18 protein-coding genes are annotated in these 16,122 nt (G+C 62.6%); 12 read left to right on the top strand and 6 right to left on the bottom strand.

Annotation, left to right across the window (positions count from 1 at the left end):
- Positions 1–3: 3 nt before the first annotated feature.
- Positions 4–474, bottom strand: a complete 471-nt coding sequence (locus tag SynTAK9802_RS08720) for a CRR6 family NdhI maturation factor (RefSeq protein WP_186495776.1) — start codon at positions 472–474, stop codon at positions 4–6.
- Positions 475–557: 83 nt separating this feature from the next.
- Here SynTAK9802_RS08720 and psaM point away from each other — a divergent pair, with 83 nt between their 5' ends.
- The 3 genes from psaM to SynTAK9802_RS08705 all read left to right on the top strand — a co-directional run bounded on the left by psaM (position 558) and on the right by SynTAK9802_RS08705 (position 2,124).
- Entirely contained in the window at positions 558–662 is a 105-nt protein-coding gene (gene psaM / locus SynTAK9802_RS08715) for a photosystem I reaction center subunit XII (protein ID WP_025362433.1), read from the top strand.
- Positions 663–801: 139 nt separating this feature from the next.
- Positions 802–1,104, top strand: a complete 303-nt coding sequence (locus SynTAK9802_RS08710; protein ID WP_186498149.1) for a hypothetical protein — start codon at positions 802–804, stop codon at positions 1,102–1,104.
- A 69-nt stretch (positions 1,105–1,173) separates the two neighbouring features.
- Positions 1,174–2,124: a protochlorophyllide reductase gene (locus SynTAK9802_RS08705; RefSeq protein ID WP_186495775.1), complete on the top strand. Its 951-nt coding sequence runs from the start codon at positions 1,174–1,176 to the stop codon at positions 2,122–2,124.
- 74 nt (positions 2,125–2,198) lie between these two features.
- Here SynTAK9802_RS08705 and bchL read toward each other — a convergent pair whose 3' ends face one another.
- The 4 genes from bchL to SynTAK9802_RS08685 all read right to left on the bottom strand — a co-directional run bounded on the left by bchL (position 2,199) and on the right by SynTAK9802_RS08685 (position 6,586).
- Positions 2,199–3,089, bottom strand: a complete 891-nt coding sequence (gene bchL / locus SynTAK9802_RS08700; RefSeq protein WP_114988518.1) for a ferredoxin:protochlorophyllide reductase (ATP-dependent) iron-sulfur ATP-binding protein — start codon at positions 3,087–3,089, stop codon at positions 2,199–2,201.
- Positions 3,090–3,239: 150 nt separating this feature from the next.
- Positions 3,240–4,814 carry a ferredoxin:protochlorophyllide reductase (ATP-dependent) subunit B gene (locus SynTAK9802_RS08695; RefSeq protein WP_186495774.1) on the bottom strand — a complete coding sequence of 525 codons (1,575 nt, stop codon included), beginning with the start codon at positions 4,812–4,814 and terminating at the stop codon, positions 3,240–3,242.
- 4 nt (positions 4,815–4,818) lie between these two features.
- Positions 4,819–6,096, bottom strand: coding sequence for a ferredoxin:protochlorophyllide reductase (ATP-dependent) subunit N (locus tag SynTAK9802_RS08690; protein WP_186495773.1), 1,278 nt, complete (start codon positions 6,094–6,096; stop codon positions 4,819–4,821).
- Between the two features lie 112 nt (positions 6,097–6,208).
- Positions 6,209–6,586: a hypothetical protein gene (locus tag SynTAK9802_RS08685; RefSeq protein ID WP_186495772.1), complete on the bottom strand. Its 378-nt coding sequence runs from the start codon at positions 6,584–6,586 to the stop codon at positions 6,209–6,211.
- 118 nt (positions 6,587–6,704) lie between these two features.
- Between SynTAK9802_RS08685 and SynTAK9802_RS08680 the strand changes: the two genes are divergently transcribed.
- Positions 6,705–7,490, top strand: coding sequence for a BMC domain-containing protein (locus SynTAK9802_RS08680; protein WP_186495771.1), 786 nt, complete (start codon positions 6,705–6,707; stop codon positions 7,488–7,490).
- 19 nt (positions 7,491–7,509) lie between these two features.
- Here SynTAK9802_RS08680 and SynTAK9802_RS08675 read toward each other — a convergent pair whose 3' ends face one another.
- Entirely contained in the window at positions 7,510–8,091 is a 582-nt protein-coding gene (locus tag SynTAK9802_RS08675; protein ID WP_186495770.1) for a non-canonical purine NTP pyrophosphatase, read from the bottom strand.
- 356 nt (positions 8,092–8,447) lie between these two features.
- Between SynTAK9802_RS08675 and SynTAK9802_RS08670 the strand changes: the two genes are divergently transcribed.
- The 8 genes from SynTAK9802_RS08670 to SynTAK9802_RS12720 all read left to right on the top strand — a co-directional run bounded on the left by SynTAK9802_RS08670 (position 8,448) and on the right by SynTAK9802_RS12720 (position 16,017).
- Complete coding sequence (locus tag SynTAK9802_RS08670) at positions 8,448–8,759, top strand: BMC domain-containing protein (RefSeq protein ID WP_006169870.1); 312 nt, start codon at positions 8,448–8,450, stop codon at positions 8,757–8,759.
- 71 nt (positions 8,760–8,830) lie between these two features.
- Positions 8,831–10,246, top strand: coding sequence for a form I ribulose bisphosphate carboxylase large subunit (locus SynTAK9802_RS08665; RefSeq protein ID WP_011363747.1), 1,416 nt, complete (start codon positions 8,831–8,833; stop codon positions 10,244–10,246).
- A 59-nt stretch (positions 10,247–10,305) separates the two neighbouring features.
- On the top strand, positions 10,306–10,647 hold the full coding sequence (locus SynTAK9802_RS08660) for a ribulose bisphosphate carboxylase small subunit (protein ID WP_006043651.1): 342 nt from the start codon (positions 10,306–10,308) through the stop codon (positions 10,645–10,647).
- Between the two features lie 101 nt (positions 10,648–10,748).
- A complete protein-coding gene (locus tag SynTAK9802_RS08655; RefSeq protein ID WP_186495769.1) occupies positions 10,749–13,109 on the top strand; it encodes a CsoS2 family carboxysome shell protein in 2,361 nt (786 codons plus the stop codon).
- A 7-nt stretch (positions 13,110–13,116) separates the two neighbouring features.
- Positions 13,117–14,862, top strand: a complete 1,746-nt coding sequence (locus SynTAK9802_RS08650) for a carboxysome shell carbonic anhydrase (protein WP_186495768.1) — start codon at positions 13,117–13,119, stop codon at positions 14,860–14,862.
- 2 nt (positions 14,863–14,864) lie between these two features.
- Positions 14,865–15,176: a carboxysome peptide A gene (locus SynTAK9802_RS08645; protein WP_006850911.1), complete on the top strand. Its 312-nt coding sequence runs from the start codon at positions 14,865–14,867 to the stop codon at positions 15,174–15,176.
- A complete protein-coding gene (locus tag SynTAK9802_RS08640; RefSeq protein ID WP_011363752.1) occupies positions 15,176–15,427 on the top strand; it encodes a carboxysome peptide B in 252 nt (83 codons plus the stop codon). Before SynTAK9802_RS08645 ends, SynTAK9802_RS08640 begins: the two co-directional genes overlap by 1 nt.
- Positions 15,428–15,480: 53 nt before the next feature.
- Complete coding sequence (locus tag SynTAK9802_RS12720) at positions 15,481–16,017, top strand: BMC domain-containing protein (RefSeq protein WP_114988511.1); 537 nt, start codon at positions 15,481–15,483, stop codon at positions 16,015–16,017.
- The last annotated feature ends 105 nt before the right edge of the window (positions 16,018–16,122 follow it).

Here is a 16,122-nt window from a genome sequence, read left to right as displayed (position 1 = left end):
TGGTCAGCCCAACAGGTTCCAAAATCCAGCATCCAGCTCGTAGCCCAGGGCTGCGGCCATCTGGGAGAGGTTGCCCCGCATCGGGCGTCCTAGCTCTCGCTGGCAGAGGTCGTCCAACAGCATCAATCGATGCGTCACCCAGAGCTCCAAGGCTTCCGGGTCAAAACGCAGCCCTTCGCTGCGGCTGAAACGGTGGGGCACCACCAGGGCCACATGGCGAATCAGGCTGCCCTGGTCGCGTTCAAGCAAGAGCGGCAGCCAGGGGTAGCGCGCATCGGCCCGCAGGGCCCAGAGCCGAGGCTCGGGGCATTCCGGCAGTTCGCGTGGGTCATCCTGCGCCCGGGGCCAATCGAAACGAAGCTCGAGCACTGGTCCCTGACTCAGCAGTGCATCCAGCGGCTGAGTGCTCCAGATCTCCAGCGGCCGTAGATCCAAGGCGCGGATAGCAGGGGCATCGATCAGAACCGGATCCATGGGCTGGTGTGACAGGCCTTTGCGAATGATGGCCTGCAGCCCTTCCCTCAGAGAAGAATGGGTCCGTTTGATGCATGGCTCCCATGGAAACCGTTCTGTCTGCACCTGAGGTGTTCATTGCCCTCGTGGTGGCTGCCCATGCCGCTGTTCTGGCCCTGCGTCTCTCCATCAGCCTTTACGAGGCCTGATTTCAAAGGCAGCCCAGATCAACGGGCGTAGAGCTGGTCTTGGCACTGCGAACGGATTGCGTTACAAGCGGATGTTCGTGCTGATGCGGTGACCGCCAGTCAGGTTCAAAGATCAGCTCCCCGCACGGATGCAGCCAGCATGGCTGCGGCGATACAGCGGCAGACCGACCAACAGGAACTGCAGTGCAGCCTTCTCGCCTTGGCGGCCAAGGCTGGGCTTGTTCTGTTGGCCGCTGTGAGCTTGATCCGTCTGTCCGTGGCCTATCAGGAACGCATGGATCGCCACAGTGAAATCGCGGCGGTCGTGTCGATTGAGTCGGCCAAATTGGAAACACTGCAACATCGTTTTGATCGTCTGTTCAGCATCGGTGGAGAGAAGCGTCTGATCAGCGAGCAGGATCAGTGGATCGCCCCCAACCGTCTGCGCGTGATCTGGCGCTGAGATTCGTGACCAGCGGCGTTGGGATTGAGTGCTGACCGGCAGACTGGCAGCCTTCCTGGCCCTGTCTTGATGTCCACGCCCGGCACCGTTCTGATCACCGGCACCACCTCCGGTGTGGGCCTGAATGCCACCTGCGCCTTGGTGAAGCGGGGTTGGACGGTGATCACGGCGAACCGCAGCCCGCAGCGTGCTGCGGCGGCGGCGGATGAGCTGGATCTCCCGAAAGACCGGCTCAAGCACGTGCTGATGGATCTGGGTGATCTCGACAGTGTGCGTCGGGCGGTGGATGCCTTGCCCGAGCGATTGGATGCCGTGGTCTGCAATGCAGCCGTGTACAAGCCGAAGCTGAAGCAGCCGGAGCTTTCGCCCCAGGGCTATGAAATCTCGATGGCCACCAACCATTTCGGCCATTTTCTGCTGGTGCAGCTGCTCTTGGGTCGGCTCAAGGCCTCCACTCATCCCTCCAAGCGGGTGGTGATCCTGGGCACCGTGACGGCGAACTCCAAGGAGCTGGGGGGCAAGATTCCGATCCCTGCGCCGGCTGATCTGGGGGACCTCTCTGGTTTTGAAGCCGGGTTCAAAGACCCCGTTGCCATGGCCAGCGGTAAGGCTTTCAAGCCCGGCAAGGCCTACAAAGACAGCAAGCTCTGCAACATGATCACCACCCAGGAGCTGCATCGCCGTCTTCACGGGGACACGGGGATCACCTTCACGTCGCTCTACCCGGGCTGTGTGGCGGACACACCGTTGTTCCGCAACACCCCCAAGGCCTTCCAGACGATCTTCCCCTGGTTTCAGAAAAACATCACCGGCGGCTACGTCTCCCAGGCCCTGGCGGGGGAACGGGTGGCTGATGTGGTGGCCAATCCCGACTTCGCCGAATCCGGGGTGCACTGGAGCTGGGGCAACCGACAGAAGAAGGATGGACAGCAGTTCAGCCAGGAACTCTCCGACAAGGCCACTGATCCAGAAACAGCCCGCCGGGTGTGGGAGCTGTCGATGAAACTCGTTGGCCTTTGAGCTGAACTCATCACAACAAGGCCCCGGTTGCAGCGGCCAGGACTTTGTTGATGGCTTTGTTGATCAAGTGAGGATCAATCGAATCCCAGCAGGTCGAAGATTTCGCGGTCTTTGAGGGATGTGGCCTCGAGCGGCTCCACCTTGTCGAGCATGTTCTGGGCCAGCCGCAGATATTCGTTCTGCACCGCTTGCACAGCCTCATCGGCATCATCCATTTCAAAGATGGTGCATTTCTTGAGTCGGGATCGCCGGATGGCATCCACATCCCTGAAGTGGGCCATGGTGCGCAGGCCGGTGCGATCGTTGAATTTGTCGATCTGATCGGTGTCTGCCGAGCGGTTCGCAACAACGCCGCCAAGCCGCACCTTGTAGTTCTTGGCTTTGGCTTGAATCGCCTGAACGATGCGATTCATCGCGAAGATCGAATCGAAATCGTTGGCGGTCACAATCAGGCAATAGTTGGCGTGCTGCAGCGGGGCGGCGAAACCACCACACACCACATCGCCGAGCACATCGAAGATCACCACATCGGTGTCTTCCAGTAGATGGTGCTCCTTGAGCAGCTTCACGGTCTGCCCGGTCACGTATCCGCCGCAGCCCGTGCCCGCCGGTGGGCCGCCGCTCTCGACGCACTGCACCCCGTTGAAGCCGGTGAAGACGAAATCCTCAGGCCTCAGCTCTTCGCTGTGGAAGTCCACCTCTTCAAGGATGTCGATCACCGTCGGCACCATCTTGTGGGTAAGGGTGAAGGTGCTGTCGTGCTTGGGGTCGCAGCCGATCTGAAGCACCCGCTTGCCCAGCTTCGAGAAGGCGGCTGACAGGTTCGAGGAGGTGGTGGATTTGCCGATCCCGCCTTTGCCATAAACCGCGATCACCAGGGTTTCTTCCTGGATGTTCAGTGCCGGGTCCTGGTGGACCTGCACGCTGCCTTCACCGTCTGCCGGTCGCGTCAGGGTTGTGGTCATGCAGCGACCTGTGCAAGAGAAGTCGATTTCATTCAACAGCAGCAGATGTGCAGTGGTTGGTTTTCACCAAGAAATGAAAGATCTGGTTCTTGGTTGAGTTGCAAGAGCAGAATTTCTTTCAATTAAATAAAAAGAAATGAGTGCAAATGCTCATGCCTTGAAGTGGGCTTTTGCGTCATACAGCGTTTCGCTGCTGATCTCTCTGCAGCCCACGTCGCGCGCGTAAGCCTCCGTGTTGCGTCGCACCTTTCCCCGTACGAAGAAGGGGATCTTCTTCAGCTCGGCTTCCCCATCGGCCGTCCACTGCAGAGCGCCATCGCCCTCCCCTGGGATTTCACTCAAGCCGGAACTGTCGGCGGCGCCGGCACCACCGGCATGGCCCAGGTGGCTCTGGTGGCCATCCACGAATTCGAAGTCGTGGCGGAACATGCCGATCAGGTGTTCCTCCAGGCCCATCATCAGCGGGTGCACCCAGTCGTCGAAGATCACGTTTGCTCCTTCCCAGCCCATCTGGGGGCTCATTCGGGCGGGAACGTCCTGCACATGCATGGGTGTGCTGATCACCGCGCAGGGAATCCCCAGTCGCTTGGCGCTGTGGCGCTCCATCTGGGTTCCCAGCACCAGTTCCGGTGCCGCTTCGGCCATGGCCGCTTCCACCGCCAGGTAGTCGTCACTGATCAGGGCCTCCAGGCCCAGGGCTTTGGCGGCGGCCCGCAAGGGCCGGGCCATCTCCCGGCTGTAGGTGCCCAGCCCCACCACCGTGAAACCCAGTTCCTCGCTGCAGATCCGGGCTGCGGCGAGGGCGTGACTGCCGTCGCCAAAGATGAACACCCGCTTGCCCGTGAGGTACGTGGAGTCCACGGATTCCGAATACCAGGGCAGGCGTGAGCGCCGGTAGCCCTCGTCGGGGGCGGGGGGCTCCATCCCCAGCATTTCGTGTACTTCGACGAGGAAATCGTGGGTGGCGCCCACGCCAATCGGCACCGTTCGGCTGAAGGGCATGCCGAAATTGCGCTCCAGCCAGCTGCAGCTGGATTCCGCCACCTCTGGATAAAGGCAGACGTTGAGATCGGCATCGGGGATCCGCTGCAGATCCTCCACGCCTGCCCCGAGGGGCGCCACCACACCTACATCGATGCCGTGCAGGGTGAGCAGTTTCTGCACCTCCAGTACGTCGTCGCGGCAGCGGAAGCCCAGCAGGGATGGGCCCAACAGGTTCACCCGGGGCCGGCGGCCCTGGTGTTGCCATGCCCTGGGGTCGTGCTGGTTGTTGGCTGGCGCCTGCTCCTTCAGAAGGTTGCGCACCAGTTGGTAGAAGGTTTCCGCGGCTCCCCAGTTCTCTTTTTTGCTGTAGGCCGGCAGCTCCAGACTCACCACCGGCATGGTGAGCTCCATGCCCTGGGCCAGGGCACCGGGCTGATCCTGGATCAACTCCGCGGTGCAGCTTTCCCCCACCAGCAGGGCATCGGGTTGGAAGCGATCCACCGCTTCACGCACATGCCGTTTCACCAGTTCGGCGGTGTCCCCGCCGAGATCCCGGGCCTGAAAGGTGGTGTAGGTGACGGGCGGACGCTGTCCGCGCCGCTCAATCATCGTGAACAGCAGATCGGCATAGGTGTCCCCCTGGGGGGCATGGAGCACGTAATGAACGCCGCGCATGGAGGCGGCAATGCGCATGGCCCCAACATGGGGTGGCCCTTCGTAGGTCCAGAGCGTGAGTTGCATGGGATCAGGCGTGCACGGTTGGGTCGGGGCTGCTGGGGTGGAGGCCAGGTCGAATCAGTTGCCGGCGACGCAACGGCCGCGAAAACAGTTCCGCTAGGTCGCCGGCCTGGTCGATGCCGTGGATCGGGCTGAACACCAGTTCGATCGACCATTTGGCGGCGATGCCTTCGGCCTCCAGCGGATTGGCCAGGCCCATCCCGCACACCACCAGGTCGGGCTGGCTGGCGCGAACCCGGTCCAGCTGCTGCTCCACGTGTTGCCCCTCCATCACAGGGACGTCATCGGGGAGCAAGGCCAGCTCGGCAGCCATCTGTTCGCGGTTCAGATAAGGCGTGCCCACCTCCACCAGTTCCATGCCGCATTCCCATTTAAGAAACCGGGCCAGGGGCAGTTCCAGCTGGGATTCGGGAAGCAGGAAGATCCGCTTGCCCTCCAGCACGGCGCGATGGCGGGCCAAGGCGCTCTGGGCGCGCTCCATCAACGGGTCCAGCACAGCAGCAACCCGTTCATCAGGCAGATGAAAGGCAGCAGCAGCAGCCTCCATCCAGCGGCGACTCCCCTCGGCCCCCAACGGGAAGGGGGCCGTGAGCACTGTGGCGCCGCGGTCGCTGAGCAGGCGCGCAGTTTCCGTGAGAAAGGGTTGGGTTAGCAGCACCGTGGTTCCAGCTCCCACGGTCGGAAGCTCAGTCGATTGCCGGGGCGGCAGGCTGCGAATCGTCTCGATGCCCATCCGCTGGAACAGGTGCATCTGCCGGTCTTCCACGGCATCAGCGAGGGTTCCCACCAGCAGCAACTGCCGTTCATCGCTGGCGGGCAGCAGGGGCACCAAGGCCGCCAGCGCCCCGTCTTCTCCCTGGGTGAACGTGGTTTCAATGCCGCTGCCGGAGTAGTTCACTACCCGCACCCGGCCTGTCAGTTCTTCGTTGAGCCGTTCGGCGGCCCGGGCCAAATCCAGCTTGATCACTTCGCTGGGGCAGGACCCCACCAGAAACAGCGTGCGGATTTCGGGGCGGCGTTGCAGCAGTTCCTTGCAGACCCGGTCGAGTTCGTCGTGGGCATCGGCGAGGCCAGCCAGATCCCGCTCGCTGAGAATGGCTGTGCCGAAACGGGGTTCGGCAAAAATCATCACCCCTGCGGCGCTCTGGATCAGATGGGCGCAGGTGCGTGATCCCACCACAAGAAAAAAGGCATCGGGCATGCGCCGATGCAGCCACACAATCGAGGTGAGGCCGCAGAACACTTCGCGCGGCCCCGACTCCTTCAACAGCGTTGGCCCGGCCATCGCCCCCCCCCTTGATGATCAACCCTTCCAAGTTGCGAATAAATCCGCTGAGGAGTGGAAAGGTCGCTCAAACTCTTTGGGATCGCCCAAGCCAGGCAGGCCCTGCCGCAGCTCAAAGGCGGCGACGGAATCCGTCGTAACGATCGGAGCGATCGCTCTCCTCTGCTTTGCTCAAGCGCCAGACGTTGCGGCTGACCCGGCGGGCAACGAGGCCACCGCGTTCCACCCGTTCCGTTCCGGGGCGGGCCCCCATCAGCATGCTCACCTCCGCGGTGGTGAGTGGAGCACCGGTTTCGATGGCCAACGACGTCAGTTCCAGCCGTTGACGCAGCTGGCGCAGACGCTCACTGTCTGCATTTCCTGATGCCTCCAGCCAGGGCAGATCCACCTGGCCGTCTTGCGCAAGCCGTTGCATCAGGCCGAAGCTCACCATCCCAAGGGCTTGATCAGCGTTGAGATCCACTGGCTTCAAAGAAGATTGCTCAGTCATTGCAAGATCTCTAAAGGGGTTCTCCGGACGGTATCGGCTGTTTTTCAAGGCGCAAGACCGCAGGCTCTAACTCTTTATTGGCCCGTTTGAGCTGAATTCGTCCGGTACACTCCCCGCCATGACCCGTTTTGCCGGCTTCGATGCTCGGGAGCGGCGACGCGGCGGTAGTGCTCTCGTCACCGGCACTGAGGTGACCCCCCAGCAGGGGGGGGCGAGCTGTGTTGTGACAACGGATTCGGAGTCGCCTCGGCTGTTGCGGCAGAACAGCCATGTGCAGTCGATCGAACTGCGCACCCACGTCTTCATCGACTCGCTCCAGCCGCAACTGGCGGCCTACATGGGTTCTGTGAGCCAGGGATTTCTGCCCATCCCCGGAGATGCCTGCCTCTGGATGGAGGTGTCACCGGGCATGGCGGTGCACCGGGTGACGGACATCGCCCTGAAGGCCAGCAACGTCCGTCTCGGCCAGATGGTGGTGGAGCGGGCGTTCGGCTCGATGGCCCTTTATCACCGCGACCAGAGCACGGTGCTCCATTCCGGAGATGTGGTGCTGGAAGCGATCGGGAGCACCATCGATCAGCGTTCTCCAGCCGATGTGAGCTGGACGGAAGTGATCCGGGCGATCACCCCCGACCATGCCGTGCTGATCAACCGGCAGAACCGACGCGGCTCAATGATCGAAGCCGGGATGAGCATGTTCATCCTGGAGACGGAGCCGGCTGGATACGTGTTGATCGCTGCCAACGAAGCGGAAAAAGCCTCCAACATCACCTTGGTGGACGTGAAAGCGGTGGGTGCCTTCGGACGTCTCACCCTGGCGGGACGGGAAGGTGATGTGGAGGAAGCGGCCGCGGCGGCGATGCGCGCCATCGACCACATCAACAGCAACGCAAGGCTGCGCTGAGCGCTCAGACCAGCTCGGATCAGCTCAGGTCCAGCAGCTCACGCAGCTGTGGAGCAAGAGCGCGCGCGGCCTTGCCGCGGCTGCCCAGGCGGCTGAGCTGAGCTGCATTCAGTTCGCCGTAGCTGCAACGAGCTTCCCGCACCCAAAGCAAGGATTCGAATCCGCCGCCGGCGTAGGCCGGGGCACTCAGGAGTTCGCCCCAGCAGATTCCCTCCGCCGCGGCACGACAGTTGCCGGAGGGATCACACAACACCATCGTGCTGCGAAAACAGGCACTCCGATAAGGCGATCCCATCAGTTCCTCCAGGATCCGCTGCACCTTGGCGTCGTTCCCCTCGGCGTAGCGGGCGGAATACAGACCCGGTGCCCCTTGAAGCGCATCCACCTCAAGCCCTGAATCGTCAGCCAGGGCCCAGCAGCCGGTGCGAAGGGCGGCAGCGCTGGCTTTTAGCTCAGCGTTTTCGCGGTAGGTGCTCCCCGTCTCTTCAACGTCCAGATCGGCAGGTTGAAGCTGCACGTCCAGAGGAAGAGGTCCCAGCATGGCCTCGATTTCGGCAACCTTGATCGGGTTGCCCGTGGCGATGGTGAGCTGAAGCGCCAAGGAGGGCCATCAAAAGAGGGCCTCCATTGTGCGGGCTGGTTGGGGCTAGGTACTAACAATCTCTGGATTCGACCCAGCGACACCCATTTGGGTTGAACATTCCACCCCGCAGCAAGGCTTTGGGAAGGTGACGCAACGTGAACCTATGGAGCTTCACCACCGCCGACAACAACTTGTGGGGATGTGATCACATGAACCACCACAGCAGACCGGAACAGTGAGGCACAGGGTGATAAGCCCGGCTTATTTGGTTCACTATGGACAGTGATCGGGAAAGTCGTCCAAATCGCTTGACGGGAAGGGTTCTGGCGAAGCAATGTCCCCAGCGAACATTCCACCCCTTCTCCCGGTAGGCAATGGCTAACGAAACCATGGGCATCGCCCTCGGCATGATCGAGACCCGCGGTCTGGTCCCCGCCATCGAGGCGGCTGATGCCATGACCAAGGCTGCCGAAGTGCGCCTGATCGGTCGTGAGTTCGTCGGCGGCGGCTACGTCACCGTTCTGGTTCGCGGCGAAACTGGCGCTGTCAACGCTGCTGTGCGCGCTGGCGCTGACGCTTGCGAGCGCGTCGGTGACGGCCTGGTCGCCGCTCACATCATTGCCCGCCCCCACCGCGAAGTGGAGCCTGCTCTGGGCAACGGCAACTTCCTTGGTCAGAAGGACTGAGATCTTCCGCTGAGCCTCTGACGAGGCACGCGAACGTCTCAACCTCTTCACCGACCTAACGGAGTTTTCCCATGAGCAAGAAGTACGACGCTGGGGTCAAGGAGTACAGGGATACCTACTGGACTCCGGATTACGTCCCCCTCGACACCGACCTGCTGGCCTGCTTCAAGTGCACCGGCCAAGAAGGTGTGCCCAAGGAAGAAGTTGCCGCTGCTGTGGCTGCTGAATCCTCCACCGGCACCTGGTCCACTGTGTGGTCCGAGCTCCTCACCGATCTCGACTTCTACAAGGGCCGTTGCTACCGCATCGAAGACGTCCCTGGTGACAAGGAGTCTTTCTATGCCTTCATCGCCTACCCCCTCGACCTGTTCGAAGAGGGTTCGATCACCAACGTTCTGACCTCTCTGGTCGGCAACGTCTTTGGTTTCAAGGCTCTGCGCCACCTCCGTCTGGAAGACATCCGCTTCCCGATGGCGTTCATCAAGAGCTGCTACGGCCCGCCGAACGGCATCCAGGTCGAGCGCGACCGGATGAACAAGTACGGCCGTCCTCTGCTGGGTTGCACCATCAAGCCGAAGCTCGGCCTGAGCGGTAAGAACTACGGCCGTGTTGTCTATGAGTGCCTGCGTGGCGGTCTGGACTTCACCAAGGACGACGAGAACATCAACTCCCAGCCCTTCCAGCGTTGGCAGAACCGCTTCGAATTCGTTGCGGAAGCCATCAAGCTGTCCGAGCAGGAGACCGGCGAGCGCAAGGGTCACTACCTCAACGTGACCGCCAACACTCCCGAGGAGATGTACGAGCGCGCTGAGTTCGCCAAGGAACTCGGCATGCCGATCATCATGCACGACTTCATCACTGGTGGCTTCACGGCCAACACCGGTCTGTCGAAGTGGTGCCGCAAGAACGGCATGTTGCTGCACATCCACCGCGCCATGCACGCGGTGATTGACCGTCACCCCAAGCACGGCATCCACTTCCGCGTTCTCGCCAAGTGTCTGCGTCTGTCCGGTGGTGACCAGCTCCACACCGGCACCGTGGTCGGCAAGCTGGAAGGTGATCGTCAGACCACCCTCGGCTACATCGACCAGCTGCGCGAATCTTTCGTGCCCGAAGACCGCAGCCGCGGCAACTTCTTCGATCAGGACTGGGGTTCCATGCCTGGCGTGTTCGCCGTTGCTTCCGGCGGTATCCACGTGTGGCACATGCCCGCCCTGGTCACCATCTTCGGCGACGACTCCGTTCTTCAGTTCGGTGGTGGTACCCACGGTCACCCCTGGGGCTCCGCTGCAGGTGCTGCTGCCAACCGTGTGGCCCTCGAGGCCTGCGTCAAGGCACGCAACGCCGGCCGTCATCTCGAGAAAGAGAGCCGCGACATCCTCACGGAAGCCGCGAAGCACAGCCCCGAGCTGGCCATCGCCCTCGAGACCTGGAAGGAGATCAAGTTCGAGTTCGACACCGTCGACAAGCTCGACGTCCAGAACTGATCGTCTCAACGGCCGGTTGATTCAATCGGCCACCCCTTTTTCTTACACCCAGGATCCCCATGCCTTTCCAGAGCACCGTGGGTGACTATCAAACAGTCGCCACCCTGGAGACCTTCGGCTTCCTCCCGCCGATGACCCAGGACGAGATCTACGACCAGATCGCCTACATCATTGCCCAGGGTTGGAGCCCGCTCGTCGAGCACGTCCACCCCAGCAACTCCATGGCCACCTACTGGTCGTATTGGAAGCTCCCCTTCTTCGGTGAGAAGGATCTGAACGTCGTTGTCAGTGAGCTCGAGGCTTGCCACCGCGCATACCCCGACCACCACGTGCGCATCGTCGGTTACGACGCCTACACCCAGAGCCAGGGTGCCTGCTTCGTGGTCTTCGAAGGACGCTGATCCTTCAAACCCTTGGTTCCGAGCCCTGACCTGATCAGGGCTCCAGCTTTTTCCGGAGGGGCAAGTGCCCTTCCACTTCACGACGACATCCTCGGGCGGACATGGCAAGACTCTCCAGTCGCGAACTCGCACTTGAACGCCGCAAGGCGCTGACCACTTCCGGTAAGAAGTCCTCGGTAGCGGCTGGTGATGGCGCCAACCGTGTTCGCACCGTTGTTGATGCCCGTCCCACCCGCACCAACGCGGCCGCAGCTGCAGAGCCTGCCTCTGCACCTGCCACCCCCGCTGCTGCAGCTCCGCAGCGGACCACCTCCTTCACAGCTGCTCCCGCAAACCGCAGCTCCCAGGTCAAGCCCCATCGCGATCCCAGCCGCGAGCTGGTGCTCGCCCGTCGTGATGCCCTGTCCCGCCGCGGTAAGACCGCCGACACCAGCCGCGATCGCAACCGCGCTGATGTTGCCCGTCAAACCAAGGCAGCCGCTCCTGCTGCTGCACCTGCTGAAACCACCAAGAGCTGTGGTTGCGGTGGCAAGCGTGCCGCTGAAAAGGCTTCCCTCAGTGCACCGGCTCCCAAGTTTTCTGCCCGCACAGAGCGCCGTTCGGCCACTCCCAAGCGTCGTGCTATCGAGAACCCCAGCCGCGCGCTGGTGCTGGCCCGTCGTGAAGCCATGTCGAAGCACGGCAAAACCGCTGGCAAGCAACCCACCAGTGCAGCAGCTGTTGCCCGTCAGGCCAACCCTGACCTCACCAGCCGTGAGCTCGCACAACAGGTGCGTGAGCTGCGCACCAAGGCCGGTGCCCGCAACAAGCAAAGCGCTGGTGTGACCCGTCCCACCGGTCCCAACCGCCACGGCGCCAAGCAAGCCGCTGCCGCTGATGCCCACTGGAAGGTTGGTGAAAGCACCACCACCGGTGGTCAAACCGTGACCGGCACCCAGGCCAACCGCTCGGTGAAAACCACCGGTAACGAGGCCAGCACCTGCCGTTCGATCACCGGTACCGAGTACCTGGGCGCCGAGGTCTTCCAGACCTTCTGTCAGACCGCTCCCGCTGCCACCACCCCGGCCAAGGTGCGCGTCACGGCCACCAGCCACGGCAACCGCGTCACCGGCAATGAGGTCGGCCGTTCCGAAAAGGTCACCGGCGATGAGCCCGGCACCTGCAAGAGCGTGACCGGTACCGAGTACATCTCCGCGAATCAGTCCGCTGCCTACTGCGGTGGTGGAGTGACCTCACCGCGCAAGGTGGGCCACAGCCTCACCGAACAGGGGCGCCCCGTGAGTGGCGTGATGGTGGGTCGCTCCGCCAGCGTCACCGGTGATGAAGCAGGTGCCAACCGCAGCCTCACCGGCGATCAGTACCTCGGTTCAGATCCTCTTCCCGAAGGTCGCCCTGCCGCCAAGGTGGGTCTCTCCGGAACCCTCTCCGGCACTGGCGTGACCGGCACCATGGTGGGCCGTTCCGCTCAGGTGACCGGCGATGAGTTCGGCTCCTGCCACCGCGTGACGGGTGATCAGTACGTGAGTGCTGAGCAGGTGAATGCGTTCTGTGGCGGCAAGCCCGAGCCCGAGGCCGCCAAGGTTGGCTTCAGCATCACCAACCGCAACCAGGTGGTTAGCGGCACCCGTACCGGCCGTTCGGAGAACGTCACTGGCGACGAGCCCGGCAGCTGCCAGGCTGTCACCGGAACCCCCTATGCGGGTCTTGAGCAGGCCGGCCAGCACTGCGGCACCCCTGCAGTTCAGGCCATCCGTGAGCGCACGCCTGTGCGTGTCGGCACCCCTTCCGCTGCCATGACCGGCATCCAACCCGGTGTGGGTGGTGTGATGACCGGCGACAAGCGTGGTGCATGCGAAGCAGTCACCGGCACCCCTTACGTGGGTGCTGATCAGCTGGCCGCTGCCTGCGGCGCTGACGCTCCCGCTGGCACCAACACCCACGGCCAAGCTCCTGAGGGTGCTGCCTGGACCCGCTTCAGCGTGGTGTCTCCCGCCCGTGCTGCCCAGCAGCAACGTGAGGCTGCGTCCGGTGTGACGGGTACCTCCTATGAGCAGGGGAATCGCATCACCGGCCCTTTTGACATGGCTGGCGGCAAGGTGACCGGTACCGAGCAGTTCCGCTTCGACAACCGCGAGTTTCAGAACCGTCAGCAGCGCCAGTTCCAGCCCACCGTGGCTGTGGTCAGCGAGCCTTCCGAGAAGCCTGCATCCCGGGTGACCGGCGAGGGTTCCTCCACCAAGATCACTGGTGATGACTGGGATCGTGGTGAGCACGTGACCGGTACTGAGGGTGCCTCGGCCCGCCGTCGTAACCCCAGCCGTCCCGGCCCGATGAGTGCCATGTCCCCCTTCGAGCGCAAGCGCAACGAGGAGAACGAATGGCCTGTGAGCCGCGTGACCGGCTCCAGCGGCAACACCGAAAAGGGTTCCCTGATCACCGTCTCCGGCGGCGCACGGGGCTGATTCATTGATGGTTCGCTCCAAGCCTCTCCGTGGCGGGCGACCTCAGGCCCCCTCGGCACCCACCCGACGTCAGCTTCAACAGCTGGCAACAACCTCTGATTCCGTTCAGACCTCGTCTGACGTGGAGTCCTCCACCCGCAAGGCCGCTCTGGATCGGCGCCGTGCCCTCACCACCGCGGGCAAGGCTGCTCAACTGGGCGGCGCCCCGGTCAGTGGTGGTCGGATTCGCTCCAGCAAGGACGTTCAGCGTCCCGCACCCTCTCAGCCAGGCTGGGTCCGCCGTGAGAAGGCTGCCACCCGGGCGGTTCCTTTCAATCTGAGCCGCAGCTCTCTGCCGATCACCCATCGGCGTCATCCGTTGACGGATGCAGCGGCCAATTCCCGTCTCCAGGCCTACGAGCAGGAGATCAAGGGCCGCTTTGATCGGATCGTTCCCCTGCTGCAGCAGGTTTCAGCGCTTCAGCACGAAACCGATTTCATTCCCCAGGCCCAGCGGTTGTGCCGGGCCGAACTCGGCTTTGATCTGCCGGATCACATCCTGCAGCGGGCCTGGGTTCGCCCCCTCGACATGCGCGCCCTGTTCGCCTGGTGCGTGTTCGAAAGCCACCGGCTGTTCAGTGACCGCTTCTTCCAGGACGACCCCCTGGATGCTGGTACTGGCAGTGCTGCCTCCCAGAAGTTCGAACAGTTCCTGCTCGACTGTGGGATCCATCTGCTCGACCTTACGCCCTGTGCTGATGGTCGGTTGGCTCACACCGTGGCCTACGCCCTACGCATTCCTTTCAGCGCTGTGCGTCGCCGTTCCCACGCTGGCGCCATGTTCGACGTGGAGAACACGGTGAACCGCTGGGTCAAAACCGAGCACCGTCGCTACCGCGAAGGTTCACCCAATCCCTCCACGGAACCAACCCGTTACCTGAAGGTGGTGACTTACCACTTCAGTTCTCTCGATCCCTCCCATCAGGGCTGCGCTGCCCATGGCAGCAATGACGAACTGGCGGTAGTGGCGGGTCATCAACGCCTGCTCGATTTCCGTGAGTCGGTTGAAAACAGCTTCTGTTGCGGTGCCTCCGTTGATCTTCTGCTGATCGGCCTCGACACCGACACCGATGCGATCCGGGTGCATCCCCCAAGCCGTGACAGCGAAATGGTGCTCGATCGTTGGCTCTGCGCCAGGGAACTGCATGCCGCCACGGCATCGATGAGTGCCGATCAAGCGATGGCACAGATTGCTGAAGCCGTTGAGAGCTCTGCTCCTGGACCGATGGATGCCGGGATGGTGTCGTTCCTGACCCGTTTGCTCGCCAATAACTTCTCCCAGATCGACTACGTGCAGGATCTTCACGGGGGCACGTACCCGGATGCCGGGCACGCAGAGCGTTTCATTGGCGTTGGCATCGGTTTCAAAGAGGTGCATCTGCGCAACCTCACGTATTTCGCTCACCTCGACACCGTCGAAGAGGGCGCCCCTGATCTCGATGTGGGCGTGAAAATTTTCAAGGGTCTGAATGTGTCCCGGGATCTGCCGATTCCGGTTGTGGTGCGTTTCGACTATTCCGGCAGTGTGCCGGGTGCTCGGGAACGGGCCATCGCTGATTGCCAACGGGTGAACCAGGCCATCGCCGATCGCTACGCAGCTCTCGTTGATGAGGGTCTGCTCCACACTTGTCTCACCATTCGCGACCGCAACCAGACGGCTCCGGCCGAGGTCGTCGGTTCCACGCTCGACCCGCAACTTCCGGAGGCTCACTGATCATGCTCATCGTCAAGGTCGTCAAGCCGCTCGTTTCCACCAACCGGATTCCCGATTTCGAGCACAAACACCTCCAGGTGGTTCTGGATGGCAGCACCAAAAAGGTGGCCGTCGATGCGGTGGGTGCGAAACCTGGGGACTGGGTGATCTGCGTCAGCAGCTCGGCCGCCCGTGAAGCTGCCGGCAGCAAGTCGTATCCCAGTGACCTCACGATCGTGGGGATCATTGACCACTGGGAACCCGACCCCCCGAAGACCTCCGCTCCCTCTCCATCTCCCAGCCCCAGCAAACCCGCGGGAGGCAAGGCCAGCTGATGGAGATCATGCAGGTGATGGGAACGCTGGTCTGCTCCTACCGGGTTGCCGGTCTGGATCACATGCACCTGCGCATTCTCAAGAACAACAAGGGCAAGAAGCTGGTGGCTGTTGACCCCGTGGGTGCCCGTGAGGGCAACTGGGTGTTCACCGCCAGCGGTTCGGCTGCCCGGCATGCCTGCCCTGACAACACCGTTCTCACCGATCTCACCATCGGTGGCATCATCGATTTCTGGAATCCGGACGGATAGGGATCCTTCATTTCCCTCCGCCGTTTCCGTTCCGCTTCCACACCTACCAATCCATGGCCACTCCTTCCCCCACCCCCCGTCGTCGCACCACCCGCAGCACCGCCGCGGCGAACAAGACTGTGGACGTGAAGCCTGTGGCTAGCACTCCTGCTCCCGCGTCGACTCCCGCCAAGGCAGCTCCTGCTTCAACCACCCGTCGTGCGTCCACCACAACCCGTCGCAGCAGCGCTTCCAACACCGGATCCGGCGGTGGCTCGGCCGTGACCAAGCCCGCTGCCACCCCTTCCCCCATCGTTCCCGGTGTGGCGCTGGGCATGATCGAAACCCGCGGCATGGTTCCTGCCATTGAGGCAGCCGATGCGATGACCAAGGCTGCTGAGGTGAGCCTGATCTGCCGTGAGTACGTGGGTGGTGGCTACGTCACGGTGATGGTGCGTGGCGAAACTGGTGCAGTGAATGCCGCTGTTCGTGCCGGTGCCGATGCCTGCGAGCGCGTGGGCGACGGCCTCGTCGCTGCTCACATCATTGCCCGTCCCCATAAAGAGGTGGAGCCGGTGTTGGCCGGTAGTGGTGCCGCTCGCCGCAGCTGAAGGCATAAAAGCCTCCTCACAGCCGTTCACAAAGAGCCCTTTAGCCCCTGACCGGCTCCTAGATTCGCCGGCCAACCAGCGACCAGCTCGATCACCATCCCGCTC

It is taken from the genome of Synechococcus sp. TAK9802 (genome assembly GCF_014279535.1).
Classification (GTDB): domain Bacteria; phylum Cyanobacteriota; class Cyanobacteriia; order PCC-6307; family Cyanobiaceae; genus Parasynechococcus.
This window is presented reverse-complemented; position numbering and strand designations above follow the sequence as displayed.